The organism is Dyella halodurans (assembly GCF_026283925.1).
GTDB lineage: Bacteria > Pseudomonadota > Gammaproteobacteria > Xanthomonadales > Rhodanobacteraceae > Dyella > Dyella halodurans.
The window spans coordinates 342973-368854 of the sequence record NZ_JAPDPF010000003.1; the positions used below are offsets into that span (position 1 = coordinate 342973).

The window sequence follows — 25882 nt, forward strand, 5'->3', positions numbered from 1 at the left end:
TCCCCGCCGCAGGTCAGGGCCGCGTCTTCGGGCGCGGCCCTTTCTTTTGCGCCTTCGCGATCGCCTGCGCACTGCGCTCAAGCCACCGGGCCAACTGCGCCGTGTCGGCGCACAACGATGGCGGCAGCACGATGTATTGACGGCTCGGCGGCAGGCCGGGCCGGGCCTCGAAGCGCCTGGCACCTTCACGCGCCAGCAGCTCAGCCTGATCGTCTGCAGCCAGCTTCAGCGCCAGTCCCTGCGTCGACAACCATGCGCACGGCTTCTCGCCGAAATACGCCATCAGGCCGCCGAACATGGGGTGGAAACGCAGCTCATGCGGCCGCCCCAGGTGGGTGGCCGCATCTTCGAGGTCACGCCGTAGCGCGTCGAGCGCAAGGCTCATGCCGGTGCGTCGGGTATCACGTAGAGCAATACGGCCAGGTAATGCAGCACGCTGCCGGCGAGCACGAAGAAGTGCCACACCGAATGGTGGTACGGCAGCTTGCGCCAGAGATAGAACGGCACGCCCAGCGTATAGGTCACGCCGCCGGCGATCAGCAGCACCATGCCACCGAACTGCAGGTGTTCGCTCAGAGGCTTGAACGCAATCAGCCCGACCCAGCCCATCGCCACATACATCAGCACGGCAAGGCGGCGATAACGTTTGAGTAAGCCCAGCTCCAGCGCGCTACCCATCAGCGCCAACGCCCAGATCGTGCAGAACAATCCCCAACCCCAGGCGCCCGGCAACGCGATCAGGGTGAACGGCGTATAGGTACCGGCAATCAGCAGGAAAATCGCGATATGGTCAAACGTGCGCAGCACCCGTTTGGCCAGCACACCGGGAATCGAGTGATAGAGCGTCGATGCGGTGTAACAAAGAATCAGGGTCGTACCAAATACCGCGCTGGCAACGACCGCGCGCACATCGCCATAAAGCGCGGAGAACGCCACCAGAGTAGCCAGGCCGGCGATGCTGAGCAGGATGCCAATGCCGTGGATGACGCTACTGGCGAGTTCATCGCCATAGGCATAACGGGGGAGCGCCGTGCCGGGGTGGGCGGACATGGTGGGGATTCCTTGTCATTCGAAACGTACGGGGTCGTACGTACCCGCCACCTTAGCCATCTGCGGATCGAATGCAAAGCCTGGCGCAGCGCACAAAACGCCACACCAGGCTCTCAGTCATTCGAGAATGAACGCGCCAAATGCCACGCCCAGGTCCCAGCCCTTGCCCGTACCGCTGAGCGCCAGCGAGACATTGCCCTTGGTCATCACGCGCGCACCGGCGGATTTCGACGCCCCGGCGTGAACCCCTGCATCGGCGTAATGCCCCTTGATCTCGCTGATGCTGGTTATGCCCGAGAATTTGCCGATGCCGTGGTCAATTTCGTTCTTTCCAAACGTGATGCCACCGCCCTTCACCCGGATATGCACGCCCATGCTTTGGCCGTTGTTGCAATGGACCGTGCCGCTGCCAGTAGCCGTCTGATAGAACACCGACCAGCCGGACAGGTGGAAATCCATCTTGCATTCGATGTCTCCCGCGTGGGCCGAGGCCGAGGCCATCCAACAGGTCAGGACCAGCGCCAGCGCACCCAGACTCTTTCGCATTTTCATTGCCGTCTCTCCCGTATGGCCGTGCCCACGCCAAGCTGAGGCGGGAGTCTGATTCTGGCAAGCGCCCTCCTGCTGACACGTGAATGCCTCCTTCACCCAGGCTGTACACCAAATCAAGCCGGGCGCCGGGAAGATACGCGGGCCGGGCATCCCCTCTCTCTCCCCCGATGCTCGGCTTTGCCGCCCCGCCACCCTGTGCGGGGCTTTTTTTTGGCGGATCCGTACGCCCCTGCCTGCCCTGCGGCCCCACCGCCAGGCTGCGGCGACATGGGCTACGCACGGCCATGGAACAGGCTCTAAGCTGGGCAGGGACTGGAAACAGGAGGACCGCTCGATGTCAGCCATCGATCTGCTGTTGCATCTGGACCATTGTGAGCTGGACGTACCCGCGCCGCGCGCGGCCCTGGCACTGGCGCGACGCCTGGGTGCGCGGCTGGATGCGCTTTACGTGGCCGACCTGCCCGCCGCTGCCTTCAGCCTGCCGGAGGCGGTACCCGTGCAGTTGGAAGAGACCCAGCGGCGGATCGCCGAAGCCCAGACGCACGCAGTCCACTGGCAACAGCTGCTCGGCGCCCACGGCCTGGCCGGTACCTGGCGGGTCACCCAGGGGGATACCGTACAGACCGTCAGCCAGGCGGCCTCCGGCTACGATTTCCTGATCATGGAACGCAGCCAGCAGCGCAGCGACGCGCCGGTCGGTTTTGGATCGGTGTCGCGTTGCGTGTTCGCCAGCGGACGGCCGGTGCTGGTGGTGCCGGACCTGGCACCGGTCGCCGACATCGGCGCCCGTGTGCTGGTGGCATGGAACGGCAGCCGCGAATCGGCCCTCGCACTTGCCGCAGCGATACCCATCCTGCAAAAAGCAGGGGACGTGCTGGTACTGGATGGCAGCGAAATGAATGCGGACCTGCTGCCCGTGCTACCGCCGCCCGGACTGGTCGATTGGCTGCAGCGCCACGATATTCATGCACGCCTGGAAGTCTTCGATAGCGGCCCCAGCCATGCCGCTGGCCCTGCCGTGCTGGACGCGGCGCACAAGCATGCTGCCGACCTTATTGTGATGGGCGCCTGGAGCCGCTCGCGGCTCGCCCAGATGGTGCTGGGGGGCACCACCCGGCACCTGTTCATGCACGGGGACGTGCCGATGCTGGTGGCGCACTGAAAATCCGCGTTCTCGCGCACTAGCGCCCCGCCGCACAGAATAGCCTTCCATACGGCCACTTGCGCAAGTCTTTTTTGCGGGCTTAGGCTGGTCTCGCATCCGCACGATCCCCACCGCGTCCCCACGCGGCGCTGCGGATGCCATCCCAACATCGAGCCGTCAGGAGGTCGCTTATGTCGTCCGCAAGCCTGGCTGTATCCCGTACTGCCCATCCCGACAGCGTGCGCATCGCCGCACTCAGTGCGGCCATCGCGCTCAATCTCGCCGCCCTGCTCGCCGTCATGCGGCCCCTGGCTCCCCAGTTGGCCGAACAGGTCCAGCACCTGCCCGACCTGCGGATCCACTGGGTCACCAGCCCGCCCGAGGTCAAGCCGCCGCCGACGCTCGAAATCAAACCCCTGGTCCAACCCAAGCCGATGGCCCATCCGCAAGTTCAACCTCAGCCCGTGGTCGCGCCAGAGCCGATGACCACCGAAGACAGCCCCATGGCGGTACCGACCATTACGCCCACGATCGTCTCCGATGCACCCGACACCGGCACGCAGGCGGCGCCGGTCGAAGCCACCCTCGCCTACAAGGCGATTCCCCTGAAGTATCCGCCGCAGGCACTGCACGCGCACATGGAAGGCACGGTCTTGCTGAGGGTGCTGGTGGACGAACAAGGCGTGCCGCAGGACGTCGTGATTGCCAGGAGCAGCGGCTATGCCCTGCTCGATCGCAGCGCGCGCGAGCAAGTACTGAAAGGCTGGAAATTCGAGCCCGCGATGGCCAACGGGCGCGCCATACGCGCGTGGGCGAAAGTGCCGGTCAGCTTCAACATCAACCAGCTTTGATGGGGCCGGCTTTGATCGACCCGACTTAGATCCGTGTGGATGGCGCGCTACCCGGCGCGGGATCGTTGGGCCCGAAGAGGCCCGGCCTGCATGGACCGCCAGGCCGGGCCGTTCCACGGCAAGCAGGATTCAGCGCGCCGTCGCGGGTGCCGGCGACGCCGGCCGGTGCGTGGCGCGTGCGATGGCCCAGACCACGGCCACCAGTAGCAACACCGGCAGGCAGAATGGCAGAACGGCCAACGCAACGATCGGCGCAATCACCAGCAGGGCCACGCCACCAAACAGCAATCCCAGCGCTGCGCCGACAATACTGAACAAGCCGCCGATCAGCGCGAAGGTCAACTTGAATACGACCCCGACAACGGCGGCCGTAAGCCATAACGTCACTACCAGCATCAAGAGCAGGCTTATCGCGATCATGGCGCTCCTCCTTCCAGTGCAGCCCGGCGGCTTCATACGACGACGTCATATTGGCGGCCGACGCAAGTTTCAAGGCCTCGACGGCGATGATCTTGCGCGCTTGCCACAGCGTTCGCATGTTGCGGAAGTCATAGGCTGCCGCAGCCTTCCGGCACGCTCGAAGTTACGGGACTTTAACGATGTGCATGGTCCACTGCGCCCCCGGTTCCTGACGAGGCCCCTCGCATGGCCAGACACATGCAACACCTGAAGGCACTGCGTGACATCGCATTTTCCTGTGGTGTAGGCGAGCATCCGGATCTTCCCTCGATGGCAAGAGAGCTCAGCCGCATGGTGTTTCAGAACCGGCAGGCGTTGAACGACGACCTGGCCGATCTGCGCACGCATAACAAAGGCTTCGAGCGTTGGCTGCTTGCCTTGCGCAACAAGCCGGATATCACCGTGCTGGTGAACGCCTGGCCTGCCAACCATGCCACCCCGATTCACGACCATGCCGGCCTGTGGGGGCTGGAGCTGGCCTTGCATGGCGCGCTCGAAGTGGAGTCCTGGGAATGCGATCCGCAGGGCCGCTCGCTGAGGGCGGTAGGACGCGACTGGCTGGGCCCCGGCGATGCCAGCTGGTTCGATGCCGATGATCGCTACGCGCATCGCTGCCGCAATCTTTCCCGCCACGACACGGCACTGACGCTTCACGTCTACGGTGGCGATCTGGCACAGTACTTCACATACGAAAGAACCGGGGAAACCGGTCAATGGCTCACCAGGCCGCAGCGCAGCGCCATTGCTGGCCACCTGCACGCCTGAGCCGCACAACGCAATCATTTAAGGGAGTGGCATGTATCGAAGGGTCGCCATTATCGGCGGCGGTGCGGCAGCGGCAGCGCTGCTGAGCGAGCTGCTGGAACGCCAGCCGGCGCAGCCGTTGCATCTGGACTGGTACACCGGCGGCGACACGTCGGCACGCGGCGTGGCCTATGGCACCCGTTCGGACCGGCATCTCCTGAATGTGCGTGCGGCATCCATGAGCATGTTCGCGGGCAAACCGCGCGGTTTCCTCGACTTCGCCCAGCGTGGCGATCACACCATTGCGGGAACCGACTTCCTGCCGCGACGTCTCTATGGCGACTATCTGGAAGCGGAAGTCGCTCGCGCACTGGAAAACGCTCGTAGCGCTGGCCACGACATACGCGTGCTGCCGTTTGCGGTCGATGCGGTGGTGCCGGAAAACGAAGGTGTCACCATCATTCACGGCGAGGAGAACAGCCGCGTCGACGCCACCGTACTCGCACTGGGATCGCTGCCGCCACAGCCGCTGTGCGGCGTAAGCGAAGCGGCCCTCGAGAGCGGCCAGTACGTGACCGAACCGTGGGGCTTCCTCGCCTCGGTAAAGCCCGACAGCCGACCGCTCAAGGTGGTGCTGATTGGTCTCGGCCTCACCGCGGTCGATGTGCTGCTGGAGCTCTCCGCGCAATGGCCGAATGCGCAGTTCACCGCCATATCGCGCCACGGCTTGTTGCCGGAGTCGCACCTGGAAGCGGCTTCCGCACCCGTGGATGACAGCAGCGACCTGATCGAATCGATGCGCGATGCGCCGGATATTCGCACCTGGGTGCGTCTGCTGCGCGAAGCCGCGGCGCAGAGCAGCGACTGGCGCACGGTCATCGACAGCCTGCGGCCGCATACGCCGAGCTTGTGGCGCCTGCTTCCGCAGACCGAACGGGCGCGCTTCCTGCGCCATGCGCGCTGGGCATGGGAACGTGTGCGTCACCGCATGGCACCGCAAGTCATGGCATCGATGCTAGCGCTGGAAGTCGACGGTCGACTGCAACGCCGTCGTGGGCGACTGGAGGCGGTCGAAGTAGCCGGCGGCAAGCTGCATCTGGACATCCGCTCGCCACGCGATGGCACGATCTCGTCGATGGACGCCGACGTGGTGATCCAGACGGTCGGCCTCAATACCGACGTGCGCCGCACCAAGCATCGCCTGGTTCGTCAGTTGGCGACCAATGGACATGTGACGGCCGATCCACTTGGGCTCGGTTGCGAAGGAACCACCGAGGGCCGCCTGCAGCACGACGGCCAGACCTGGCCACACCTCTACGCCATTGGCACCCTGCTGCGCGGCACGCTGTGGGAATCCACGGCGATGCCGGAAATCCGCCAGCAGGCACGCAACCTGGCCGACCGCATCCTCGCTCCTTGAGCGAGCCACGGCGGATGCCTCCGCATCCGCCGTGCTGCCGCCGATTTCAGGCGAAACCAGCGAGCACCAGCTTGCCGATCGTGCTGGCACTCTCCAGCTGCACATGTGCGCGGCGCAGGTTCGCCGCATTGATCGCGCCAAGGTTTTCACGCAAGGTGCTGCGCAGCACGCCGGCATCCACCAGATTGGCAACCTCATCGAGTAATACGTGCTGTGCCTGCATGTCCTCGGTGCGATGCTGCGAACGCGTATACATGAACTCCCAGTGCAACGAGAGGCTCTTGGATTTCATCAGGCGGATATCCAGCGGCGTTGCCGGGTCATCGATCAGGCCCAGTTTGCCCTGCGGTTTTAGCAACTCCACCAAGGCGGGGAAATGCTGCTCCGTGTGGGTGAGGCTAAGCACGTAGTCGACACCTGCGGGCGAGATCGCCTTGACCTGGGCGACGAGGTCACCGCGATGATCGATCACATGATGCGCGCCCATGTCCCTCACCCATGCGCGACTGTCGTCGCGCGATGCCGTGGCGATGACGGTGAGGTTGGTCAGCCGGCGCACCAGCTGGACGGCCATCGAACCCACCCCACCGGCTCCGCCGACTACCAGCACGACACCGCTGCGTGCCGTACTTCCGCGTGGCACGCCAAGGCGATCGAACAACAGCTCCCATGCGGTGATGGTGGTAAGCGGCATCGCCGCCGCCTCAGCAAAATCCAGCGAGGCCGGCTTGCGTCCCACGATGCGTTCGTCGACGAGCTGAAGCTCGGCATTGCTGCCGGAGCGGTCGATGGCGCCCGCGTAGTAAACCGCATCGCCCGGCTTGAACAGGCTGACGTCCGCACCGACCGCCACCACAGTACCGGCCGCATCCCAGCCAAGCACCTTGTCCGCACCCTGCGGATCGGCCCGCACGCGGATCTTGGTGTCGACGGGATTGACCGAGATCGCTTCGACTCTCACCAGCAAGTCGCGTCCTTGGGCCAGGGGCGCGGGCAGCTCGACATCGAGCAGGCTTTGCGGATCACTGATTGGCAGGCTATGCCGATAAGCGACGGCTTTCATGGGGTACTCCTTGAACCTGATTCAGTCATCCGGCGTGCGGGGCTAGGGAATGATTCTGCGCTCGCGAAAATCGTCGAACAACCGCATGAACATCGCCTGCGTGTCGACGTGCTCATGGAAACCGAAGCGGCGCGCCTTGGAACCGTCGCCAAACATGTCGTAGTCCCAGGAGAAAACGAAATCCGCGAAGCGCCATGACGACACCTCGGCGTAGGCATGCGCCGCGAGCGCATGCTTGTCGCGCATGGCGCGCCATAACGGCTCCTTGTCGTCCATGACCGTAGCCAGCGCCAACGGCAACGGCGGCGCCACCTCGAGTTCGAAATAGCGTGCGATGGCTGGCCACATCTCATTCCAGCGAAACAGATCGCCATTGGTGATGTTGAACGCCTGATTGGCGCAACGCGCATCGGTCGCGGCCCACACCGTGGCCCGCGCCAGCAAACCGGCATCGGTCATTTCCAGCAGGCGATCATAAGCGCCCGGCTTGCCTGGAAAACGCAGTGGCAGCCCGAGCTCCCTGCTCATCGACGCATACACGGCAATCGCCAGCGCGAGATTCATGGGATTACCGAGCGCAAAGCCACCCACCACGGCCGGACGGATAGCCGACCAGCTCCACGCCTTGCCCTGTTGCCGCGCCTCGAGGAAGCGCTGCTGATCATGCATGAATTCCGGCGGCATGAAGGCTGCATCGGTTTCACGCGCAGGGGTCTTGAACGGGCCCAGGTGTCCGCCATAAACCTTGTAGCCCTGCATCAGGCTGATGTGCTGCAGGCGCGTCGCCACCGGCTCGATGGCTTCGACCGTATTGACCAGCATCGCCAGGTTCGGCGGGACCAGTTCCGCCCAACTCGGTCGATCCTGATAGGCCGTATAGAAAACATGCGTCACCTGTCGAAGCCCGGCGAGCTTTTCACGGGCATCCGCAGGATCCAGCAGATCCACGGCGATGTGCTGGACCTGTTCGGTCACCGCACCACCACGGCGCGACAGGCCCACCACCTGCCAGTCGTCCAGGCTCGCCAGATGGTCGACGAGGTTCCGACCGATCACACCCTGGGCTCCAACGACCAGGGCCACCTTCGCTGCATCTGCCATGAGCTTCCCCTGTGAGGGCGAGTGATTACGCGCGAACCGCGTTGCCGGCAAGCGCGTGGTTGCCACGGCGACGCCCCAAGGTGGCGCTCGCCAGCGTCACCAGCAAGCCGAGTACAGTGACCACGGCCCCGGCGATGCTGACCGACGGCAGTCCAAAACCAAGCTTGATCATCGAGCCGCCAATGAAGGCGCCGATCGCATTACCCAGATTGAACGCGGCGATATTGAGCGTCGATGCAAGATGCGGCCCGTCGCCAGCCTGCTGCACGACGCGCATCTGCAACGGCGGCACCGTGGCAAATGCGGCGACGCCCCACACAAATACGGTGATGATGGCCGCCGTGGTGTCATGCATGGTCCAGGCAAACGCCAGCATGATCAGGGCCAGCAGCACCAGGACGCCCACCAGGGATGGCATCAGGCGCCAGTCGGCCAGTCGGCCGCCGAGCATATTGCCGACCGTGGTGCCCGCGCCAAACAGCACCAGTACCCAACCCGTCGCGCCAACGCTCACCTGCGACTGCTGCTGAAGAATTGGCGCGATATAAGTGAATACGGTGAACACGCCGCCAAAGCCAAGCACGGTCATCGCCAGTGCCAGCAACACCTGGGGTTGGCGCAACACCACCAGCTCGCGACGGATGTGCGGCATGGGCAGATCCGGCAGTGCCGGCACCAGCCGCCATACGGCGATGGCCGCCACCACGCCCAGCCCGGTGACTGCGCCGAAGGTCGAGCGCCAGCCGGCCCATTGGCCAAGAAAGGTGCCGAACGGTACGCCCAGCACATTGGCCAGGGTCAGGCCGGTGAACATCAAGGCGATGGCGCGAGCCGCCTGCTCACGCGGCACGATATGCGACGCCACCACCGCGCCGATACCAAAGAACGAGCCATGACAGAACGCAGCGACCACGCGCGCCACCATCAGCACACCATAGTTCGGGGCCACGGCACATAGCGCGTTGCCTAAGATGAACAGGCCCAGCAATAGCAGCAAGGCGTTGCGACGCTCCAACCGGGCGGTGAGCGCCGCCAGCAAAGGAGCCCCTGCCGCCACGCCCAGGGCATAGCCGGAGACCAGCAGGCCCGCCGAGGGAATGCTGACATGCAGGTCACCAGCCACTTCCGGCAACAGGCCCATGATCACGAATTCCGTGGTCCCAATGGCAAAGGCGGCGACAGATAGGGCAAACAGCGCCCATTTGGACGAAACGGCGCTCATCGTCGCCGTCCAGCGCTTCGAAGGATCATGACAAGGGCTCTAGCTAGGGAATGCCAGCCACTCTGCATCTTGTCGAACCATGCGTAAATTGAGCAAACTGGATAGGCATCTTTTCCAAAAAGTTGAAGATGGTCGATTTCGAAGACATGCGGCTGTTTGTCCGCGCGGTCACCGATGGCAGCCTCTCGGCCGCTGGGCGGGAGCTTGGGCTGTCCCCGGCCACCGCGAGCAAGCGACTCAACCGGCTGGAGCAGGCGCTGGGGGTGAGGCTGATGCAGCGCAGCTCGCGCCGTCTCACGCTGACCGAAGAAGGCAGCATCTATTACGAACGCTGCATGGCCATCATTGCCGACGTGGACGACGCCAACTCTGCCGTAGGCCTCGGGCAACTCGAGGTGCGCGGACAGTTGCACGTGTCCGCGGCGGTGGACATGGGGCGCCAGTACATCGGTCCGATCGCGGCCGACTTCGCCGCCCAGCACCCGCACCTGAAGCTGCGCCTGACCAACTCCGACGCCATACTCGACCTGTTCGAGCACGGCGTGGACGTGGCGGTGCGCGGCGGCAACCTCACCGATTCGCGGCTGGTCTCGCGCCGGCTCGCGCGCAACTTCCGCGTGGTGTGCGCCGCGCCTTCCTACCTGGCCCGTCGCGGCCGCCCGGCCAGCGCCGACGAGCTGTCTCAACACGACTGCCTGATGCTGCATCGGCCAGGACACGGCATCCTGCCGTGGATCCTGCAAACGCCGGAAGGGCCCCGCACCCTGCGCATCGACGCCAGCATCACTTGCGACAACGGCGACCTGATGCGCGCGCTGGCGGTGGCAGGCCATGGCCTCGCCTTCAAGTCCGCCTGGGACATCGCAGAGGATGTCCGCGCCGGCAGGCTGCTGCCGCTGCTCGCCGATGTGATCCTGCCGGAGGCCGACATCTACGCCATCTATCCCAGCCGTAGCTACCTCCCTGCACGCATACGCCTTTTCGTCGATCATCTGCAGCAGCAGTTGGGGCAGCGCGAAAGCGATGTCCTGGATACCGTACGCAGCGCCATGCGCTGAGACCGGTGTGCAAACCTCCTCCACCACGCGACGTCATTCACGAGGACAGCATGTTGATCCACCGCAACACGCCCGCCTTCGGCGCAACTGAGCGCCACCCATGCTGAGCAGCATCATCGGCGCCGTCGTCGTCCTGTTGCATGCGGCTGGCGTGCTGGCGGCCATGCATGCGGTGATGAACACGCGCACGCCCCAAGGCGCCTTTGCCTGGGCACTCGGCCTGGTGTTGTTGCCCTATGTCACCCTGGTGCCTTACCTCTACCTGGGCCGTAGCCGCTTCCATGGCTATGTCGACCTGCATCGGCTACGGCGCGAGCAAATGCAGGCCATGGCCGACATCCAGCTCGAATCCGCGCTGTCGACGCCCGATACCTGCACGCGCTATGCGGAAATCGCCCACATGCTGCGCACGCGCTTCCATGCCGGCCAGAAGCTGCGCCTGCTGGTCAATGGCGAGGCCGCGTTCGACGCCATGCTCGCCGCGATCGGCGAGGCGAAGCATTGCGTGCTGGTGCAGTTTTTCATCATTCACGACGACACCCTGGGGCGGCGGTTGCAGCAGGTATTGCTGGAGCGCGCGCGCGCCAAGGTCGAGATCTGCGTGCTCTACGATGGCATCGGCAGCCACGCCCTGCCCCATCAGTATGTGGACACGTTGCGCGATGCCGGCATCGCCGTCCACCCGTTCGCCACGCAGCGGCGCAGCAATCGCTTCCAGCTCAACTTTCGCAATCACCGCAAGATCGTGGTGATCGACGGCACCCGCGGCTTTGTCGGCGGCCTCAACGTGGGCGACGAATATCTCGGACTCAAGCCGCCGCTCGCACCCTGGCGCGATACGCATCTGCAGATCGAAGGGCCAGCCGTTGCCGACCTGCAGCGCAGCTTTGCGGAGGACTGGCATTGGGTCACCGGCGCCTTGCCACCGCTGTTGTCACCCACGCCGAACGAAGGCCATGCGCACACGCTGATTGCCGCCACCGGCCCCGCTGACCGGCAGGAAACCTGCTCGCTGTTCTTCGTCGCCGCCATTCACGCGGCACGCAGGCGACTATGGATCACCACGCCATATTTCGTGCCCGACCAGGCCGTGATGTCGGCCTTGCGTCTTGCCGTGTTTCGCGGCGTGGACGTACGCGTGCTGATTCCATCGCGGCCCGATCACCGCACCGTGTTTCTCGCCACCGGGCTGTATGCGCACGACGCGGTGCGCGCCGGCATTCGCATCTTCCGCTACCAGCCTGGCTTCCTGCATCAGAAGGTGATGCTGATCGACGACGATACCGCGTCGGTTGGCAGCATGAATCTCGACAACCGCTCGTTCCGCCTCAATTTCGAGATCGGTGCGCTCAACGTCGATCGCACTTTCGCCATGCAGGTGGAAGCCATGCTGCGCGAGGATTTCACCCATGCGCACGAGGTGACCGAGGCAGAGTACCTGGGGGCGCCGTATCTCAGGCGACTGGCCATGCATGTGGCGCGCTTGTTCGATCCGGTGCTCTGAAGGCAACACTGATTAAGTCTCACCGTCGTCATGATGCCTGGAAGGTTCGCAGGGGAAGGCGCGCGGCGCCGGGAAGACTGGCCGTCTTGCCAAGCCGCGCGTCTTCGTCTGCGGGCCTTCCAGGCATCACCCAAGCCTTTGAATATCCATATGAGGGGCCGCCCCTGTCTGCCCCCAGCTCGCCGGTCCGCCGGCTCGACAGACGGCCAGTCTGCCTTCCTCGCTCCTCAAAGCCGAGGACATCCATGTCCTCTCCCCGCGTGCGCCGACGCCCCAACGACCTGCGGGCAGACAGGGGCGGTGACGACGGCGAGACTTGATCAGTGTTGCCTTAAATCTCAGCCGCGCATGGTGTTGCCGTAGGTTGCGTACAACACGCCGGTAAGCGCGGCAGCCGCCAGGGACATGAGTGCGGCGACGACGAACATCGGCGCGTAGCGACCGCCCGATGCGATCCAGCCGCCGAGCGGGCCGGTGATGCCCAGTGCCACATCGATGAAGACCGAATACGCCCCCAGGGCGGATCCTCGATTGCTCGCGCTGACCCTTTCCACCGCGACAACGCCGAGCGAGGGAAAGATCAGCGAGAAGCCGATACCGGTCAGTGCCGCCCCCAACACCGCCACCCCGGCGTGGCTCGCGCTGCCCAGCACCAGCAGGCCCAGGCACTCGACCAGCAGCGACACCAGGGCCACCCGATAACCACCGAAATGCCCGATGGTCCAACCGAAGACCAGGCGCACGCCTACGAAGCACAGGCCGAACAGGCTCAGCGTCAGTGCCGCGCCCGCCCAGCCCTGGCTGGCGTAGTAGAGCGTGATGAAGGTGGCGAGGACGCCGAAGCCGACCGACCCCAGCGCCAGTCCCATGCCATACGGCGCAACTCGCTTGAATACATGATGCAGCGGCAGGCGCTCGCCTGCTTCGACACGCACGGCCGGACGCCGCCACGCCAGCAGCAGCGAGAGCAGCATCAGCGCCACGCTGGCGATGCCGATGACCACGAAGCCAAAGGTCGCGGTGAGCAGCACGCCGACCGGCGCTCCGACGGCGAGCGCGCCGTAGGTGGCAATGCCGTTCCAGGAAATCACCTTGGCCGTGTGCGCGTTACCCACCCGCCCGATGCCCCACATGATGCAGCCCGTGGCCACACAGCTCTCGCCCACGCCGAGCGCCAGCCGGGCCAGCAACATCACGCCCAGCGACGCGGCTGGCAGGTCGCGCAGCAGCGCGGCACCGATCATCAACAGACCGCTGCCGCCACAGGCGGCGAGGCCGATCACCGCCGCCCGCTTGGGGCCGGCCGTATCGGACGTGCGTCCGGCAAAGCCGCGGCTGAGCAGGGTGGCGACGTACTGCGTGCTGATCACCAGCCCCGCCAGCACCGCGCCAAAGCCGAGGTCGTTGTGCACGAAGGGCGGCAGCACTGCCAGCTGCATGCCGATGACCAGATAGGCCAGAAACGTGAAAGCAACGATCTGAACGATGCGGAGGGTCAACGGCAGGCCGCTGCCGGCCATGTCAGCTTGGGTATTCATCACGACAACGTGCGGGGAGGGGAAGCCAAAACATCCGCGCCGGGCACCAGGCTGCGCAGCCTGGACCCCGCCACGGCAAGATCAGGACAGTCGGCGACGCGCGAACAGTAACCAACCAAGATAGACGCCGATGACGACGCCAACGAATTCGCACAGTACGCGCAAGCCGATGCTGTCGGGGTCGTGCACTTCGGCCAGTCGTGCGCGCAGCAACTCCAGCGACTGCAAGCGGCCGTAGTTGAAATAGAACAGATTCCACAGGTCGACACCGCCCGCGAGCAGCATGCTCAGCACGGCGGCCCAGCTGATTTCAAAACCCAGGCTCCAGCCTTGGGTGCGGCCGAACCAGTGGATCAGGCCAAACAACAGGAAAGCCACCAGCGCCGCGATGACACCGGCTTCCAGGCCACCTATCAGGCCATAACCCATCCACGACTGGTCGTAAGGCATACCCCTGTCCACCATTGTTGTTGTTTGACAGCATTATGCCCTTAGCGAGGCGGCTTACGATCGGCCTGAGGGCTTGGAGTAAGAAAAACCCTACTCTGAACAGCACACATTGCGTACACATCACTCGTCGAATCAGTCACATTGTTACCGGCGGTGGGACGACTAGACTCTTTGGCCGCAACCTTTTACGAGCTTCGAGCGACCCATGAGCGAGCCCATCAGCCGTCGCGCCGCCCTGATCCTGGTCGACGTGCAGCCAGACTTCATGCCTGGTGGCGCCCTGGCCTGCCATGAAGGTGATGCCATCGTCCCTGGCATCGACCGGCTGCTGAAACGGCAGCTGTTCCAACATGCCGTCGCCACCCAGGACTGGCACCCCGCCGGCCACATCTCCTTTGCCAGCTCCCATCCGGGCCGCGAACCGTTCGAGCGCATCCCGCTGTACGGCCACGCCCAAACGCTATGGCCGACCCATTGCGTGCAGGACACGCCGGGGGCGGCGCTGCATCCCGGCATCGACTGGTCCAGCGTGGATACCGTGATCCGCAAGGGCGACGATCCGCGGGTGGATTCCTATAGCGGATTTCGTGAGAACCACGGGCCCGACGGCCAACGCCCCTCGACCGGGCTGGCGGACTGGCTGCGCGGACACGACGTGGACGAAGTGTATGTCTGTGGCCTCGCGCGGGACGTATGTGTCCTGTGGACGGCGCAGGATGCGGTCGAGCTGGGTTTTCGCACGCATGTGCTGTGGGACCTGACCCGCCCGGTCTCGCCCGATGCTGAGGTCGACCTCGCCACCCGCGTGCGTTATGACCAGCTGGGCGTCAACGTGATCGACTCGAGTGCACTCGGCTGAGTCCAGGCGACACGCTCAACCGTCGTTCTCCGAGGTGACGCCGACATGCACTTCGCCGTCCTCGCCGATGTCGACGGCAATCTCGATGGGCCGGCAGCAGACCTGGCAGTCCTCGATGTAGCGCTGACTGTCCACCGAAGCGTCGACCAGGATCTCGATCGGCTCACCGCAGTACGGACAATGGACCAGGACAGGGTCAAGCATGGCGCTCACTCCAGCAGGGTCGCCCTGGCACCCGCCTGGCTGCGGCTCAGCGCTTGGCCAGCGACAGGGACGATCCGCGCGCATTCACTTGCACGGTGACGTCCTCGCCAGCGCCCAGCGTCGCATCCACCCTGGCATCACTCACGCGGCGACACGCGCCGGAGTTTTGCAGCGAGATCGCATGCGTGCCACTGGGCAGGCGGAACGCCGCCTGCTCACCGATTTCCAGCTGCGCTGCCTGCTTGTCATCAATAAAGATCTGGCTGGAGCAGCCGCCGCCGAACAAACCGTTGTCGCGGACCACCAGCAAGGTGGCATCGCCGTCACCGGCAGCCTGGTACAGGAACAGGCGATTACTGACGGCGTTGCGGATCGCGGTGTCATGGGTCGTTGCCGTACCGCAGCCGGCCAGCACCATGGCAGCCAAGCCACCTAGCATCGCTTTCATCGCCTGGGCTCCTCGCGTCGACACGGTGCGGAGCAGCATCGCGTTTGCGCGATCAAACCGGCGTGAATCGGCACTTACCGCGGCGGCAGCCAGGCCGATGGCGTCTGGATCTCGAACCAGCCCTCGCGCGCGGTGCGCCGGGCCAGCTGCAGCACGGCCTTGTCCTTGCTGAGCAGCCATTGCGCACCGGCCGCCAGCGCCAGTTCGAGGAATTTCTGGTCGTCCGGATCGGCACAGCGCGGAAGCCGGACTTCAGGGCGCGGCGACAAGCTCGACGCGGGCAGGCGTTGCGTCCACTGATCGAACGCCACGCTGGCCTCGCTCTGGACGTCCTGTGCCAGCGCCAGCGCCGGATAGCCAAGCACGGCCAGCCATTCCTCGCGGCAGGCGTCGTCCACCACGGCTTGCACCGTGCCCGACTGCAACGCCGACCACAGCTGGGCGCAAGCGGCGTCGTGGAACACGAAAAGATCGAGCGCTACATTGGTGTCGAGGACGAGGCGGGGCGTACGGTCAGGCATGGCGCGCATGGTGGCACAGCCGGCCAGCGGCGGCGCGCGCGGTACACTAACGCCCCTGCCCTCCGGACGACCGCCATGACTGAACGCCTTTTCGACGACTATGTGGTCCGTTCTACGGCGGTCGCCGAAGGCTCCCGCTTCACCGCCTGCATCGTCGTCACGCCGCGCGCGCGCAACGGCTATCCGGTGTATTACGCGGTATGCGAGAACCGCAGCTTCCGCCAAGAGGAGCAGGCCGAGCAGGCCGCGGCGAGCGCACTGGCCGCGATCCAATCGCTGGAAGGCGACGGCACGCCGGTGTTTCCGGAAGGCTATACCGGCTTCGACGATGCGCCGCCAGAGCACCCGGATGCATGACCGCGCTCAAGTATCTCGGCGGCTATCCGCCGCCCTTGCTGGACAAGGTTCGGCAACTGATTGAACGCGACGAGCTTGGCGACTATCTGCAGCGACGCCATCCGGGGCGCCATGAGGTGCAGAGCGACAAGGCGCTGTACGCGTATACCAATGCGCTGCGCCAGGAACATATGCGCAACTCGCCGGGCATTGACCGGGTCTGGTACGACAGCAAGCTGGACGTGATCCAGCGTGCGCTGGGCCTGCATACGGCCATCTCGCACATCCACGGTGGACGCCTGAAGGCACGCAAGGAGATCCGCATCGCCTCGTTGTTTCGCGAGACGGCGCCGGAGTTCCTGCAGATGATCGTGGTGCACGAGCTGGCGCACCTGAAAGAGCCTGAGCACAACAAGGCGTTCTACCAGTTGTGCGAATACATGCAGCCGGACTACCACCAGCAGGAACTCGACCTGCGCCTGCATCTGACCTGGCGTGACGTGCTCGCCGCGCGCGCCTCGTAGCCCACCGGCAACTACGCTACGACCCGTGATGGCCACGGACAGGCAACGCGGGCCACACGCAGAGCCTGAACAGACCCTAGAATAACGGCCTCCCGCGCCCGCCCGAACGGCGCGTCGCCTAACCTGAGTGGATGGTGTCGCTCCATGAGCCGCAAGCTATTGCAGCTGTTTCAACGTCGCCCGCGCCTGGTCAGCATTGGCGGCCGTGCCTTCGTCAGCGAGGGGCTGACGCGGCGTTTCTGGGATGACATCTACCACTTCGCCCTCACCATCCGCTGGCCTGTGTTCTTCGGCCTGGCCGCCACCATCTTCGTGCTGTTGAACGTGGTGTTCGCGGTCTTCTATCAATTCGGCGACAACGCCATCGCCAACCAGTTTCCGCGCAATTTTGGCGGTGCGTTCTTCTTCAGCGTGGAGACCCTGGCCACGGTCGGCTACGGCGACATGCATCCACAGACGATCTACGGGCATCTGGTGGCCACGGTAGAGATCTTCACCGGCATGCTCAGCATTGCCCTGGTCACCGGCCTGGTGTTTGCGCGGTTCTCCCGTCCGCGCGCGAAGATGATCTTCGCCGACCATCCCATCGTGCGCCGCATCCACGGCCAGCCCACCTTGATGATCCGCGCCGCCAACGCGCGCCAGAATGTGATTGCCGAAGCCTCGGCCAGGCTACACCTGCTGGTTCGGGAAACCTCGCCCGAAGGCTTCCGCCTGCGGCGCATCCACGACCTCAAGCTGCTGCGGGACAGCCACCCGGTGTTCTCGCTGAGCTGGAGCCTGATGCACGTGATCGATGAAAACAGCGTGCTGCACGGCATGACGCCCGAAGCACTGGCGGAGGCGGAGGCGACCTTGATGCTGACCATCGAAGGCATCGACGAGACCACCTCGCAATCGATGCTGGCACGTCGCCAGTGGAACCATCGGGACTGGCGCTGGAATCACCGCTATGTCGACCTGGTGCATGACGACGAACTGGGCGTCAGCCATATCGACTACGGCGTCTTCCACCACGTGCTGCCGGTGGGCGAGGACGAGGACTCCGATCGCTTCTGACCTTCTCAGAGCGTAAGCAGCACCTTGCCGATCGCGGCGCGACTCTCCAGAAACGCATGCGCCCGGGCGCCATCGCGCAGGGCAAAGCGCGCGGCAATATGGGCTTTGAGGGCGCCGCAACGCAGCTGCTCAAACAGCGCCGCAGCCCGCTCCCTGCGGCTCTCGGGGCCGGTCAACACGTTCCACAGGTCGCCGCCGGTGAGGGTGAGCGAGCGGTCCATCAGCAGGCGCGGATCGACCGGATCGGGATCACCCGCCGCCATGCCGTAGAACACGACGGTGCCGCCGATGCGTGCCGCCGCCAGGCTATCGCCCAAGGTGCGCCCGACGGAGTCGTAGACCACATCCGCGCCATGCCCGCCCGAGAGCTCCCTGGCCGCCGTGACCCAGGCGTCATAGCCGACGGCCACGTCGGCACCTGCGGCAATCACCGCGTCGCGCTTCGCTTCACTGGAGGCAATGCCCAGCACGACTGCGCCGAGCGACTTCAGCATCTGCACCAGCAACAAGCCCACGCCGCCCGCGGCGGCGTGCACCACGGCCACGTCGTCCGGTCGCACCATGAAGCTGTCGGTCACCAGGTACTGCGCGGTCAGGCCCTGCAGCAGCACGGCGGCGGCGGTGTCGAAATCGATGTCGTCGGGCAAGGGAATCAGGCGATCCCGGTCGACCACGACCAGCTCGGCATTGGCGTGCGCCATGTCGGCAAAGCCGACGCGGGTCCCCGCGGGGAACAGCTGGTCGCCTGGCACCGGCGTTTCGACCACGCCAGCGCCTTCGTACCCGAGCGTCCACGGTGCCGAGCCGCTGAGGTGGTAGTTGCCGTTGCGGCGATACACATCGGCGAAGTTGAGCCCAACGCTGCGCATGCGCACGCGCACCTGCCCAGGGCCGGGCACGGGATCGGGCTGTTCCGACCAATGCAGCACATCGGCGGCGCCAAAACGATCGAAGGTCAGAGCATGCATGGAAAGATTCCTCAAAACGACATCGGATGCAGCCAAGGATGCCAGCCTTGACCTTCAGGCTGGCCCTTCTCCGTTCCGCTGGCGCGCAAACGATCACAGCACACGCCATTCACCAGACGTGTCTCAGGTCAAGCCGATCTGCGCGTGGCCCGCGCCGGCTCAGCCGGTCGGGACCGGTACTTCGCTGGCCCGGTTGAAGTCTCCGATGGCCTCGACCAGGTCGGTCACGGCGAGGCGCTCGACGTCCGTGAGGTCCGGGTTCCAGCTATCCAGGATCAACACCACGCGCGTCTCGTTGCTGTTGTTCCAGGCTTCGTGCTCGAAGGTGTCGTCGAAGGTGACGCAGCGCCCTTCCTGCCATTCGTGAATCTCCCCGCCGACGCGGATCGCGCAGTCCGACGGCACGATCAGCGGCAGGTGCGTGACCAGACGCGTGTTGGTGACGCCGCGATGCGGCAGGATGTGGGTACCCGGACGCAGCACCGAGTACAAGGTCTCCGGCGCGTGGTCGCGAATGCGCACCAGCGGCAGCGAGTCGAGCAGACCTGACGTACGCGGGCAGCGGGCGCACTGCTCGTCATAGCGTTCGCCATGCCGATAGAAGAAGTAGCCATCCCACACGGCCGCCTGGCTGCCGGACGAACGCAGATGTTCCTTGAGCTCCTCCGGCGAGCGCTCGCCCAGGAACGGCTGCAACGGCTGATTCTCCGCCAGCACCGCCATCAGCTCCTCGCGGACCGCTGCGGTCGCGGCTTCCAGCTCGGCTTGCCATGGAAAGCGGGAGGTCGGGTAATAGGTTTGACTGGGCACGCCAGGGAAATACAGGAACTTGGGCTTTTGCCGCGGATCAGGCAAGGGCGCCGGTTGTTCGCCAAGATAGATGGCCAGGCATTGTTCGACTCGCGCCAGCTCGGCGCGTCCGTAGCGCTGCCGCAACGGCTCCAGCACCGCATCGAACACCGGGCGTCGACCCGCGTCGATGAACTGGATGGCGTGCTTCACCGCCCCCTGCAAGCCTGGCGCCGTCGTCGCATCGTTCAACCAGCGGCCTTGCGTTTGCGCGGCGTTGACGGCGCCGAAGTAAGCCAGCAGTGCGCCATGCGTCTCGCCCAACTGCTCCAAGGTGATGCCCAGACGCAAGCGGGCCACGAAGATCTGGGGGGCCAGTTGCAGACAGCGCCGCAAACTACGCAGGGCGCCTTGCAGATCACCCGTCGCCATCTGGGCTGCGCCCAGCTGATGCAGCGTGTCAGGCGCATCGGGTCGTGCCCGTTCGGCGGTCAGCAACATGGCCACGGCACGCACGGCGTCCCCACGCACCAGGTGGCGGCTGGCCAGGAACTGCAGCGCCTCCACATCGCCGGGAACCAGCTCGAGCAGCCGGGCGAAAGACTGCTCCGCCAACATGGCGTCTCCCTGCCGCAATCCGTTTACCGCCATTTCGCGCAGTGCCGCGGCACCTGCCTGAATCCCGCCATTCATCGTCTGATCTACTGCCATGCCCCGTTACTACCCCATGGAAAGACCGCCGGCCTCGTCGCGGCGGGTATGGGCATAATAGACGCGTTTTGAGAGGCCGTACGCATCGTGGCGCCCGCCAGATGGTGCGCTGCGAAAACACCGTCCTGAGAGGGGTTTTGATGAATCCGCGTCTACAAGGTCTGGGACCAGCCGCCACCCAACACGTGATGATCGCCGGGCAGGCGCTTGACGCCGGACGGGTGGCCGAGGCCGACCAGCATCTGTCCGCTGCCCTGGCCGCTTATCCGGACCACCCCGAAGTGCTGCGCATGAAGGCCGGTGTGCATAGCCTGCGCGGCGAGCATCAGGACGCGATCCGGGCCATGCAGCGTGCGCTGACGCAACGCCCGCAGGACCCGCTCTACTACAACACCATGGGTTCGCTGCTGGGCAGCAGTGGGGAATACGAGGCGGCGATCCAGGCCCTGCGTCGGAGCTGCGAGCTGCAGCCCGGTCTCGCCCTGGCCTGGTACAACCTCGGCATCATGCTGACCAAATGCGTGCGCAACGAGGAAGCGGTGAAAGCCCTGCAGCGCGCCATCGCGCTGGCGCCCGACCATGTCGCCGCACGGGCGCTGCTCGCCGATCTGCTGCGCACGCGTGGGCGGGTGACGGAAGCCGCGGCGGAGTACCGCGCGCTGATCGCCAAGCATCCCACCGCGGGCATGGCCTGGTGGGGCCTGGCCGATCTGAAGACGCAGCGCTTCAGCGAGGATGATGTCGCACAGATGCGCGCCGCATTGCAGCGCCCGGAGGCGAGCGAACACGATCGCACCGCGATCGGCTTTGCCCTGGCCAAGGCGCTGGACGACGCGGGCCGCTACGACGAATCGCTCAGCGCCCTGGCGACGGCGAATACCATCGCGCGCCGGCAGCAGACCTGGAATGCGGCGGCGTTCTCGAACAGCGTCGCGGCGATTTCCAGCGCGTTCGAGCCGGCCCCTCCCGCTGCTGCCGATGCGCTGGGCCGCGAGGTGATCTTCATCGTCAGCCTGCCGCGCTCCGGCTCGACCCTGATCGAACAGATCCTCGCCTCGCATTCGCAAGTGGAAGGTGCCGGTGAACTGCCCGACCTGCCGCAGGTGCTGGCCGAGGAATCGCGCCGCCGCGGCAAGCCATTCCCGCAGTGGGTTGGCGATATGCAGGCACCGGACTGGCAGCGCCTGGGGCAACGCTATCTGGAGCGCACCGTGCACTGGCGTCGCGAGCGTCCGGTCTTCACCGACAAGCTGCCCAACAACTGGATCTACATCGGCGCCATCCGTGCGATGTTGCCGGGCGCCCATATCGTGGTCTGCCGACGCGATCCGCTGGAGACCTGCTTCTCCTGCTATCGCCAGCAGCTCGACTACAGCAACGGCTACAGCCGCACCTTCGACGACCTGGCCAGTTTCTGGCGCGACTTTAATCGCAGCGTGACGCGCAGCGCCGCGCTGCACCCCGGGTTTGTCCGCGAAAACAGCTACGAAGCGCTGGTTGCCGATGCGGAGCCGCAGATCCGCGAGCTGCTGGCGTTCTGCCAGCTGCCGTACGAGGAGGCCTGCCTGAATTTCCATGAGAACGTGCGTGACGTACGCTCGCCCAGCGCCACCCAGGTGCGCCAGCCCTTGCGCCGCGATACGGCCCGCTCGCATCGCTATGGCAGCCTGCTCGATCCATTGCGCAAGGCACTGAACCTGCCACCGTTCCAGGCATGAGCGTGTCCGCAGGCATCCCGGCGCAGGCCTCGAACGTGAGCGAACATGCCCTGGCCCTCTACGATCAGCAGCTCGCCCAGGGTTCGCCGCAACAAGCTCGTCAATCACTGATCGATGCGCTGGCGGAGGCCTCCGAACAGGCCTGGCTGGAATGCGGCCGAACCCTGGTGCTGCGCACCGAGCTGGAAGCGGCCATGGAAGTATTCGCAGCCGCGACCGCCCGCTATCCCGCTTCTGCCGACCTTACCCTCGGGCTCGCGGGTCTTTGCTGGCAGATGCAACGACAGGCGCAGGCCGAAGCACGATTGCGCGACTGGCTCTCGGGGCATCCAGGCGATATCGCGGCCAGCTTTCTGCTGGTGCGCCTGTTGCGCGAACAAGGCCGCATGCAGGCTGCTGCAGAGACCATGCTTAAGCTGTTCGAGCACGGCCCGCATGACGAAGACACGGTGATTCAGGCCGTGGAAATGCTCGACGACTACGGACGTCCACAAGACGCCTCGCGCATCTGCGAAATGGCGATCGCCGCGGGCTCCGCGGACCCACGCCTGCATGCCTATGCGGGCATGCTCGGCATCCAGCTAGGCCAGTTCGAGCGTGTACGCGAACACTACGACTTCGCCCTCAGCCACGACGTACGGGCCGTGGAATGGAACATCCCGATCGGCTTGTCCGGCTTGCAGCGTTACCGCGACGCCGATCACCCCGACTTTGCCTTGTTTCGCGAGGTGCTCGGGCGCCCCGGGTTGAGTGAGCAGGCACGCACGACGACGCTGTTCGCTCTCGGCAAGGCGCATGATGACCTTGCCGACCATGCGCAGGCCGCGCGCTATTTCAGCGAAGCCAATGCGCGCGCGCACGCCGCCCGCGCCTGGCCACGCAAGCAGTGGAAGCGCGCCGTCGAGGCGCGCCTGACCGCCCCCGCCTATTCATGGACGCTGCCCTCGCCCGCCGACTGGACGCCAGTGTTCATCGTGGGCGTGCCGCGCTCCGGCACCACCCTGCTGGCGGAGCTGATCGCGCGGCACCCGCAGGTATGCAATCGCGGTGAACTGGGCTGGCTGCAGGTGATCGCCCAACGACTCTCGCTGACTCCGGCGAGCGAACGCAAACCGTTCGAGGAGGCGGCTGCGCTCTACGCCACGCAACTGCGCCAGGACGACTCGAACGCCCACTGGTACATCGACAAGCAGCCGCTGAATCTGCTGCACATCGATCTGATCATGGCGCTTTGGCCGAACGCTCGCATCATCCATTGCGAGCGCGATGCACGCGATACCGCGCTGTCGCTATGGTCGCAATCGTTCCACGACCAGGCGCACGACTACGCCTATGACTTCAACGACATCGCCACGGTGATCCAGGGTTGCCGTCGGCTGATGGCGCATTGGTGCAAACGCTATCCTGCGTCGATCCGCACCGTGCATTACGAGGCGCTGGTGGCGGCGCCTGACGATGGCGTGGCTGCGCTGGCCGAATGGCTGGGCTTGCCCGCCGCCGCGTCCCTCGAGTCTACGCAGCAAGGCCGTGGCATCAGCACGGCCAGTGCGTGGCAGGCGCGCCAACCGGTGCATACGCGTTCCGCCGGACGCTGGCGCGATTACGCGCCATACTTACCGGAACTGTTGCGGATTCCCGAGCACTGAAGGGACAGTGCTGACTGACGTTGCCGGCCGATGCGAGGATCACCGGTACGGCAGCGCGAGACTCAGCCACTCACTTCGGCGGAATAGCCCCAGTGGCGCAACATCGGCTCGAGGATGGGCAGTATCGGTTCGATATCCGCCTGGTACTTGTGCCAGCGCCCCATCCCCTTGCGATTCACGGGTTCGATCACCTGCGAGTAGCTAGGCGTACCGATGTAGGTCTTGTTGCGTGCATGCTGGTCGAAGCGCAACATCGGTGAGACATCCTCCAATTCGAGGAACTGGGCGATACGCGCGGTCTGTTGCGGGAAGTCCTCCACCAGCGCTTCGTAACGCGACACCAGTACGGTCGGCTGGAAAATGTTTACCTGCTCGAGCCAGCGCGTCATCGTCTCCACATAAGCGTGCGCCAGACGATCGAGCGTGCTGCAGGCGGCGGCCAGACCACTGGAGCGGAAGCTCTGCATGTAGCAACTGAGAATGACATCGCAGGGATGACGTAAGGCCAGGATGATCTTTGCTTCGGGGAACAGCCGATGGATCATCGGCAACCACTGCATGTTCAATGGATTCTTGTCGACCAGGCGCGTCTCCGCTCGACGCTGGATGCGTTCGGCCACCATGGCGTGGTAGCTCTTGCGCAGCTCATCGCAGTCGTATTGCCGCAGGACACCAAGGTCTTCCAGGATACGAGGATCGTGATTGCGCAATGTGAGTGCGAGGCGATTGAAGAACGGGTTCTCGTCCATCGATTGCAGGCCGGGATGCGCATCCAGCATCTGCTCGAGCAAGGTCGTGCCGGAGCGCGGGAAGCCCACCACGAAGATGGGCGAGTCGTGTGCCTCCGGGGCGATCAGCTGCGGCCAGCGAGCGTACTGTTCGGCAGACACCAGCGGCGCGTCTACCGGCATGGCAGGTGCGTCGGGTGTGAAATACTCCGGCGAGTCGAAGCGCCTCTCGCGAGCCTCGAAGCGATGGGCCTCGCGCAGGGCCGACATGGCTTCCTCCACTTGCCCCAGCTTGTCGCACGCCGCCGCCAACTGGAAATAGTGAGCGAAGTCGTCATCGCCTTGCGGCCCGCTCTGCTCCAGCAGCTGCTTTGCGCCGGCCGGGTCCTTCCTGCGCAGCGCCAGCGTGGCGAGCAGATGGTCCGCTTCGTTGCGCTGGACTTTGCTCGCACCGGCCCCGCTGTCGACCACCGGCAATAGAATCGCTTCGGCTTCTCCCAGCCGATTGAGCCGCTCGTACAGGGTGGCCAGCAACAGCCTCACATCCAGATGACCGGGTTGCCTGGCGAGCAGGTCCTCCAGCAGCCCAGCCGCCTCGGGCACGGCGTTCTTGAGTGTCATCACCTGGGCCAGGCTCACTTGAAGCTCGTCGTTGTTCAAGGGCAGCCAGCTGCGCCACGGCCTGAGCAGGTCGTGGGCACCCTCGGCATCCTGGCAAAGCAGGCAGGCCCGGGCGGCGTTGATGCGTATCTCTGGCGACTGCGGAGCCAAGGCCACGGCGTCCAGTAATACGTCGCGAGCAGCCAGATAGTCGCGTCGATCAATCAGCAAGAGTCCCAGCTGGTTTTTCGGCGTCACATTGGCCGGATCAAGCCGGACCGCTTCCACATAGGCCGCCTGCGCCTGCTCCTGCGCGCCGGCCTCAAGCAGAACGGTCGCGTAATTGTTCCAGTGCACGCTGCTGCTCGGGTAAAGCCGTGTCAGTTCGGCATAAATCGGCAGCGCTTCCTCCAGGCGTTGCTGTAGCTGCAAGCTCATGGCTAGCAGGAGCAGCAAATTTTCGTCACGCGGATGCGCGGACAAGGCGGCCCGGCAGAGCCGCTCGGCTTCAACAGGCTGGCCCGCGTGAATCGCTGCGGTTATCTGGGAAAGTTCGTTGGTAGCCATGGCACCACACAAAAAAAGAGGGCCGCGTGAACATCACGCGGCCCTCAA

The 25882-nt window shown here is 65.0% G+C and carries 27 protein-coding genes; 12 read left to right on the forward strand and 15 right to left on the reverse strand.

Annotated features, from left to right (window positions below):
* Positions 1-13 precede the first annotated feature (13 nt).
* From OUZ49_RS08305 to OUZ49_RS08315, 3 genes are all read right to left on the reverse strand, one after another.
* Positions 14-385, reverse strand: coding sequence for a TfoX/Sxy family protein (locus OUZ49_RS08305; RefSeq protein WP_266149869.1), 372 nt, complete (start codon positions 383-385; stop codon positions 14-16).
* Entirely contained in the window at positions 382-1050 is a 669-nt protein-coding gene (trhA, locus tag OUZ49_RS08310) for a PAQR family membrane homeostasis protein TrhA (RefSeq protein ID WP_266149870.1), read from the reverse strand. The genes OUZ49_RS08305 and trhA overlap by 4 nt, the downstream gene beginning before the upstream one ends.
* Before the next feature lie 117 nt (positions 1051-1167).
* On the reverse strand, positions 1168-1596 hold the full coding sequence (locus tag OUZ49_RS08315) for a hypothetical protein (RefSeq protein ID WP_266150043.1): 429 nt from the start codon (positions 1594-1596) through the stop codon (positions 1168-1170).
* Between the two features lie 340 nt (positions 1597-1936).
* Here OUZ49_RS08315 and OUZ49_RS08320 point away from each other — a divergent pair, with 340 nt between their 5' ends.
* Positions 1937-2764 carry a universal stress protein gene (locus OUZ49_RS08320; protein ID WP_266149871.1) on the forward strand — a complete coding sequence of 276 codons (828 nt, stop codon included), beginning with the start codon at positions 1937-1939 and terminating at the stop codon, positions 2762-2764.
* 173 nt (positions 2765-2937) lie between these two features.
* Positions 2938-3597, forward strand: coding sequence for an energy transducer TonB (locus OUZ49_RS08325; RefSeq protein ID WP_266149872.1), 660 nt, complete (start codon positions 2938-2940; stop codon positions 3595-3597).
* Positions 3598-3726: 129 nt separating this feature from the next.
* Here OUZ49_RS08325 and OUZ49_RS08330 read toward each other — a convergent pair whose 3' ends face one another.
* Entirely contained in the window at positions 3727-4017 is a 291-nt protein-coding gene (locus tag OUZ49_RS08330; protein ID WP_266149873.1) for a hypothetical protein, read from the reverse strand.
* Positions 4018-4242: 225 nt separating this feature from the next.
* On the opposite strand from OUZ49_RS08330, the gene OUZ49_RS08335 reads away from it, so the two are divergent.
* Together OUZ49_RS08335 and OUZ49_RS08340 are read left to right on the forward strand one after the other, a co-directional pair.
* Positions 4243-4821: a cysteine dioxygenase gene (locus tag OUZ49_RS08335; protein ID WP_266149874.1), complete on the forward strand. Its 579-nt coding sequence runs from the start codon at positions 4243-4245 to the stop codon at positions 4819-4821.
* 31 nt (positions 4822-4852) lie between these two features.
* The gene (locus OUZ49_RS08340) at positions 4853-6220 is read left to right on the forward strand and encodes an FAD/NAD(P)-binding protein (protein ID WP_266149875.1); all 1368 of its coding nucleotides are present in this window, start codon (positions 4853-4855) and stop codon (positions 6218-6220) included.
* A 46-nt stretch (positions 6221-6266) separates the two neighbouring features.
* Here the strand turns inward: OUZ49_RS08340 and OUZ49_RS08345 are convergent, their stop codons facing one another.
* The 3 genes from OUZ49_RS08345 to OUZ49_RS08355 are packed head-to-tail and all read right to left on the reverse strand — an operon-like array spanning position 6267 to position 9606.
* Positions 6267-7283: a zinc-binding alcohol dehydrogenase family protein gene (locus tag OUZ49_RS08345; protein ID WP_266149876.1), complete on the reverse strand. Its 1017-nt coding sequence runs from the start codon at positions 7281-7283 to the stop codon at positions 6267-6269.
* Between the two features lie 42 nt (positions 7284-7325).
* A complete protein-coding gene (locus OUZ49_RS08350; protein ID WP_266149877.1) occupies positions 7326-8384 on the reverse strand; it encodes an SDR family oxidoreductase in 1059 nt (352 codons plus the stop codon).
* Positions 8385-8409: 25 nt separating this feature from the next.
* Positions 8410-9606: an MFS transporter gene (locus OUZ49_RS08355; protein ID WP_266149878.1), complete on the reverse strand. Its 1197-nt coding sequence runs from the start codon at positions 9604-9606 to the stop codon at positions 8410-8412.
* Positions 9607-9734: 128 nt separating this feature from the next.
* On the opposite strand from OUZ49_RS08355, the gene OUZ49_RS08360 reads away from it, so the two are divergent.
* Positions 9735-10664 carry a LysR family transcriptional regulator gene (locus OUZ49_RS08360; RefSeq protein ID WP_266149879.1) on the forward strand — a complete coding sequence of 310 codons (930 nt, stop codon included), beginning with the start codon at positions 9735-9737 and terminating at the stop codon, positions 10662-10664.
* A gap of 100 nt (positions 10665-10764) precedes the next feature.
* Positions 10765-12168, forward strand: coding sequence for a cardiolipin synthase (gene cls, locus OUZ49_RS08365; RefSeq protein ID WP_266149880.1), 1404 nt, complete (start codon positions 10765-10767; stop codon positions 12166-12168).
* Positions 12169-12506: 338 nt separating this feature from the next.
* Here cls and OUZ49_RS08370 read toward each other — a convergent pair whose 3' ends face one another.
* Both OUZ49_RS08370 and OUZ49_RS08375 read right to left on the reverse strand, forming a co-directional pair.
* Positions 12507-13706 carry an MFS transporter gene (locus tag OUZ49_RS08370; RefSeq protein ID WP_266149881.1) on the reverse strand — a complete coding sequence of 400 codons (1200 nt, stop codon included), beginning with the start codon at positions 13704-13706 and terminating at the stop codon, positions 12507-12509.
* Between the two features lie 81 nt (positions 13707-13787).
* Positions 13788-14156, reverse strand: a complete 369-nt coding sequence (locus OUZ49_RS08375) for a hypothetical protein (protein ID WP_266149882.1) — start codon at positions 14154-14156, stop codon at positions 13788-13790.
* 205 nt (positions 14157-14361) lie between these two features.
* Between OUZ49_RS08375 and pncA the strand changes: the two genes are divergently transcribed.
* Positions 14362-15015: a bifunctional nicotinamidase/pyrazinamidase gene (gene pncA, locus OUZ49_RS08380; protein ID WP_266149883.1), complete on the forward strand. Its 654-nt coding sequence runs from the start codon at positions 14362-14364 to the stop codon at positions 15013-15015.
* Positions 15016-15030: 15 nt separating this feature from the next.
* Here the strand turns inward: pncA and OUZ49_RS08385 are convergent, their stop codons facing one another.
* The 3 genes from OUZ49_RS08385 to OUZ49_RS08395 all read right to left on the reverse strand — a co-directional run bounded on the left by OUZ49_RS08385 (position 15031) and on the right by OUZ49_RS08395 (position 16188).
* Positions 15031-15219, reverse strand: a complete 189-nt coding sequence (locus OUZ49_RS08385) for a CPXCG motif-containing cysteine-rich protein (protein ID WP_266149884.1) — start codon at positions 15217-15219, stop codon at positions 15031-15033.
* 46 nt (positions 15220-15265) lie between these two features.
* Positions 15266-15667: a hypothetical protein gene (locus tag OUZ49_RS08390; RefSeq protein WP_266149885.1), complete on the reverse strand. Its 402-nt coding sequence runs from the start codon at positions 15665-15667 to the stop codon at positions 15266-15268.
* 74 nt (positions 15668-15741) lie between these two features.
* A complete protein-coding gene (locus OUZ49_RS08395) occupies positions 15742-16188 on the reverse strand; it encodes a PIN domain-containing protein (RefSeq protein ID WP_266149887.1) in 447 nt (148 codons plus the stop codon).
* A gap of 75 nt (positions 16189-16263) precedes the next feature.
* Between OUZ49_RS08395 and OUZ49_RS08400 the strand changes: the two genes are divergently transcribed.
* The 3 genes from OUZ49_RS08400 to OUZ49_RS08410 all read left to right on the forward strand — a co-directional run bounded on the left by OUZ49_RS08400 (position 16264) and on the right by OUZ49_RS08410 (position 18107).
* On the forward strand, positions 16264-16545 hold the full coding sequence (locus tag OUZ49_RS08400) for a hypothetical protein (RefSeq protein WP_266149888.1): 282 nt from the start codon (positions 16264-16266) through the stop codon (positions 16543-16545).
* Positions 16542-17048 carry a M48 metallopeptidase family protein gene (locus OUZ49_RS08405; protein WP_266149889.1) on the forward strand — a complete coding sequence of 169 codons (507 nt, stop codon included), beginning with the start codon at positions 16542-16544 and terminating at the stop codon, positions 17046-17048. Before OUZ49_RS08400 ends, OUZ49_RS08405 begins: the two co-directional genes overlap by 4 nt.
* A 144-nt stretch (positions 17049-17192) precedes the next feature.
* On the forward strand, positions 17193-18107 hold the full coding sequence (locus OUZ49_RS08410) for an ion channel (protein ID WP_266149890.1): 915 nt from the start codon (positions 17193-17195) through the stop codon (positions 18105-18107).
* A 5-nt stretch (positions 18108-18112) separates the two neighbouring features.
* Here OUZ49_RS08410 and OUZ49_RS08415 read toward each other — a convergent pair whose 3' ends face one another.
* The gene (locus OUZ49_RS08415; RefSeq protein WP_266149891.1) at positions 18113-19075 is read right to left on the reverse strand and encodes a quinone oxidoreductase family protein; all 963 of its coding nucleotides are present in this window, start codon (positions 19073-19075) and stop codon (positions 18113-18115) included.
* A 159-nt stretch (positions 19076-19234) separates the two neighbouring features.
* The gene (locus tag OUZ49_RS08420) at positions 19235-20557 is read right to left on the reverse strand and encodes an aspartyl/asparaginyl beta-hydroxylase domain-containing protein (protein ID WP_266149892.1); all 1323 of its coding nucleotides are present in this window, start codon (positions 20555-20557) and stop codon (positions 19235-19237) included.
* Between the two features lie 158 nt (positions 20558-20715).
* Here OUZ49_RS08420 and OUZ49_RS08425 point away from each other — a divergent pair, with 158 nt between their 5' ends.
* Together OUZ49_RS08425 and OUZ49_RS08430 are read left to right on the forward strand one after the other, a co-directional pair.
* Positions 20716-22293 (forward strand): tetratricopeptide repeat-containing sulfotransferase family protein, encoded by a 1578-nt coding sequence (locus OUZ49_RS08425; RefSeq protein WP_266149893.1) that lies wholly within the window; start codon positions 20716-20718, stop codon positions 22291-22293.
* Positions 22290-23939, forward strand: coding sequence for a tetratricopeptide repeat-containing sulfotransferase family protein (locus tag OUZ49_RS08430; RefSeq protein WP_266149894.1), 1650 nt, complete (start codon positions 22290-22292; stop codon positions 23937-23939). The genes OUZ49_RS08425 and OUZ49_RS08430 overlap by 4 nt, the downstream gene beginning before the upstream one ends.
* 62 nt (positions 23940-24001) lie before the next feature.
* Here the strand turns inward: OUZ49_RS08430 and OUZ49_RS08435 are convergent, their stop codons facing one another.
* Positions 24002-25834 carry a tetratricopeptide repeat-containing sulfotransferase family protein gene (locus OUZ49_RS08435; protein WP_266149895.1) on the reverse strand — a complete coding sequence of 611 codons (1833 nt, stop codon included), beginning with the start codon at positions 25832-25834 and terminating at the stop codon, positions 24002-24004.
* Positions 25835-25882 lie beyond the last annotated feature (48 nt).

Coding starts and splice junctions, on each gene's coding strand:
- OUZ49_RS08305 (WP_266149869.1), bottom strand. CDS start 385: ATGAGCCTTGCGCTCGACGCGCTACGGCGTGACCTCGAAGATGCGGCC.
- trhA (WP_266149870.1), bottom strand. CDS start 1,050: ATGTCCGCCCACCCCGGCACGGCGCTCCCCCGTTATGCCTATGGCGAT.
- OUZ49_RS08315 (WP_266150043.1), bottom strand. CDS start 1,596: ATGCGAAAGAGTCTGGGTGCGCTGGCGCTGGTCCTGACCTGTTGGATG.
- OUZ49_RS08320 (WP_266149871.1), top strand. CDS start 1,937: ATGTCAGCCATCGATCTGCTGTTGCATCTGGACCATTGTGAGCTGGAC.
- OUZ49_RS08325 (WP_266149872.1), top strand. CDS start 2,938: ATGTCGTCCGCAAGCCTGGCTGTATCCCGTACTGCCCATCCCGACAGC.
- OUZ49_RS08330 (WP_266149873.1), bottom strand. CDS start 4,017: ATGATCGCGATAAGCCTGCTCTTGATGCTGGTAGTGACGTTATGGCTT.
- OUZ49_RS08335 (WP_266149874.1), top strand. CDS start 4,243: ATGGCCAGACACATGCAACACCTGAAGGCACTGCGTGACATCGCATTT.
- OUZ49_RS08340 (WP_266149875.1), top strand. CDS start 4,853: ATGTATCGAAGGGTCGCCATTATCGGCGGCGGTGCGGCAGCGGCAGCG.
- OUZ49_RS08345 (WP_266149876.1), bottom strand. CDS start 7,283: ATGAAAGCCGTCGCTTATCGGCATAGCCTGCCAATCAGTGATCCGCAA.
- OUZ49_RS08350 (WP_266149877.1), bottom strand. CDS start 8,384: ATGGCAGATGCAGCGAAGGTGGCCCTGGTCGTTGGAGCCCAGGGTGTG.
- OUZ49_RS08355 (WP_266149878.1), bottom strand. CDS start 9,606: ATGAGCGCCGTTTCGTCCAAATGGGCGCTGTTTGCCCTATCTGTCGCC.
- OUZ49_RS08360 (WP_266149879.1), top strand. CDS start 9,735: ATGGTCGATTTCGAAGACATGCGGCTGTTTGTCCGCGCGGTCACCGAT.
- cls (WP_266149880.1), top strand. CDS start 10,765: ATGCTGAGCAGCATCATCGGCGCCGTCGTCGTCCTGTTGCATGCGGCT.
- OUZ49_RS08370 (WP_266149881.1), bottom strand. CDS start 13,706: ATGAATACCCAAGCTGACATGGCCGGCAGCGGCCTGCCGTTGACCCTC.
- OUZ49_RS08375 (WP_266149882.1), bottom strand. CDS start 14,156: ATGCCTTACGACCAGTCGTGGATGGGTTATGGCCTGATAGGTGGCCTG.
- pncA (WP_266149883.1), top strand. CDS start 14,362: ATGAGCGAGCCCATCAGCCGTCGCGCCGCCCTGATCCTGGTCGACGTG.
- OUZ49_RS08385 (WP_266149884.1), bottom strand. CDS start 15,219: ATGCTTGACCCTGTCCTGGTCCATTGTCCGTACTGCGGTGAGCCGATC.
- OUZ49_RS08390 (WP_266149885.1), bottom strand. CDS start 15,667: ATGAAAGCGATGCTAGGTGGCTTGGCTGCCATGGTGCTGGCCGGCTGC.
- OUZ49_RS08395 (WP_266149887.1), bottom strand. CDS start 16,188: ATGCCTGACCGTACGCCCCGCCTCGTCCTCGACACCAATGTAGCGCTC.
- OUZ49_RS08400 (WP_266149888.1), top strand. CDS start 16,264: ATGACTGAACGCCTTTTCGACGACTATGTGGTCCGTTCTACGGCGGTC.
- OUZ49_RS08405 (WP_266149889.1), top strand. CDS start 16,542: ATGACCGCGCTCAAGTATCTCGGCGGCTATCCGCCGCCCTTGCTGGAC.
- OUZ49_RS08410 (WP_266149890.1), top strand. CDS start 17,193: ATGAGCCGCAAGCTATTGCAGCTGTTTCAACGTCGCCCGCGCCTGGTC.
- OUZ49_RS08415 (WP_266149891.1), bottom strand. CDS start 19,075: ATGCATGCTCTGACCTTCGATCGTTTTGGCGCCGCCGATGTGCTGCAT.
- OUZ49_RS08420 (WP_266149892.1), bottom strand. CDS start 20,557: ATGAATGGCGGGATTCAGGCAGGTGCCGCGGCACTGCGCGAAATGGCG.
- OUZ49_RS08425 (WP_266149893.1), top strand. CDS start 20,716: ATGAATCCGCGTCTACAAGGTCTGGGACCAGCCGCCACCCAACACGTG.
- OUZ49_RS08430 (WP_266149894.1), top strand. CDS start 22,290: ATGAGCGTGTCCGCAGGCATCCCGGCGCAGGCCTCGAACGTGAGCGAA.
- OUZ49_RS08435 (WP_266149895.1), bottom strand. CDS start 25,834: ATGGCTACCAACGAACTTTCCCAGATAACCGCAGCGATTCACGCGGGC.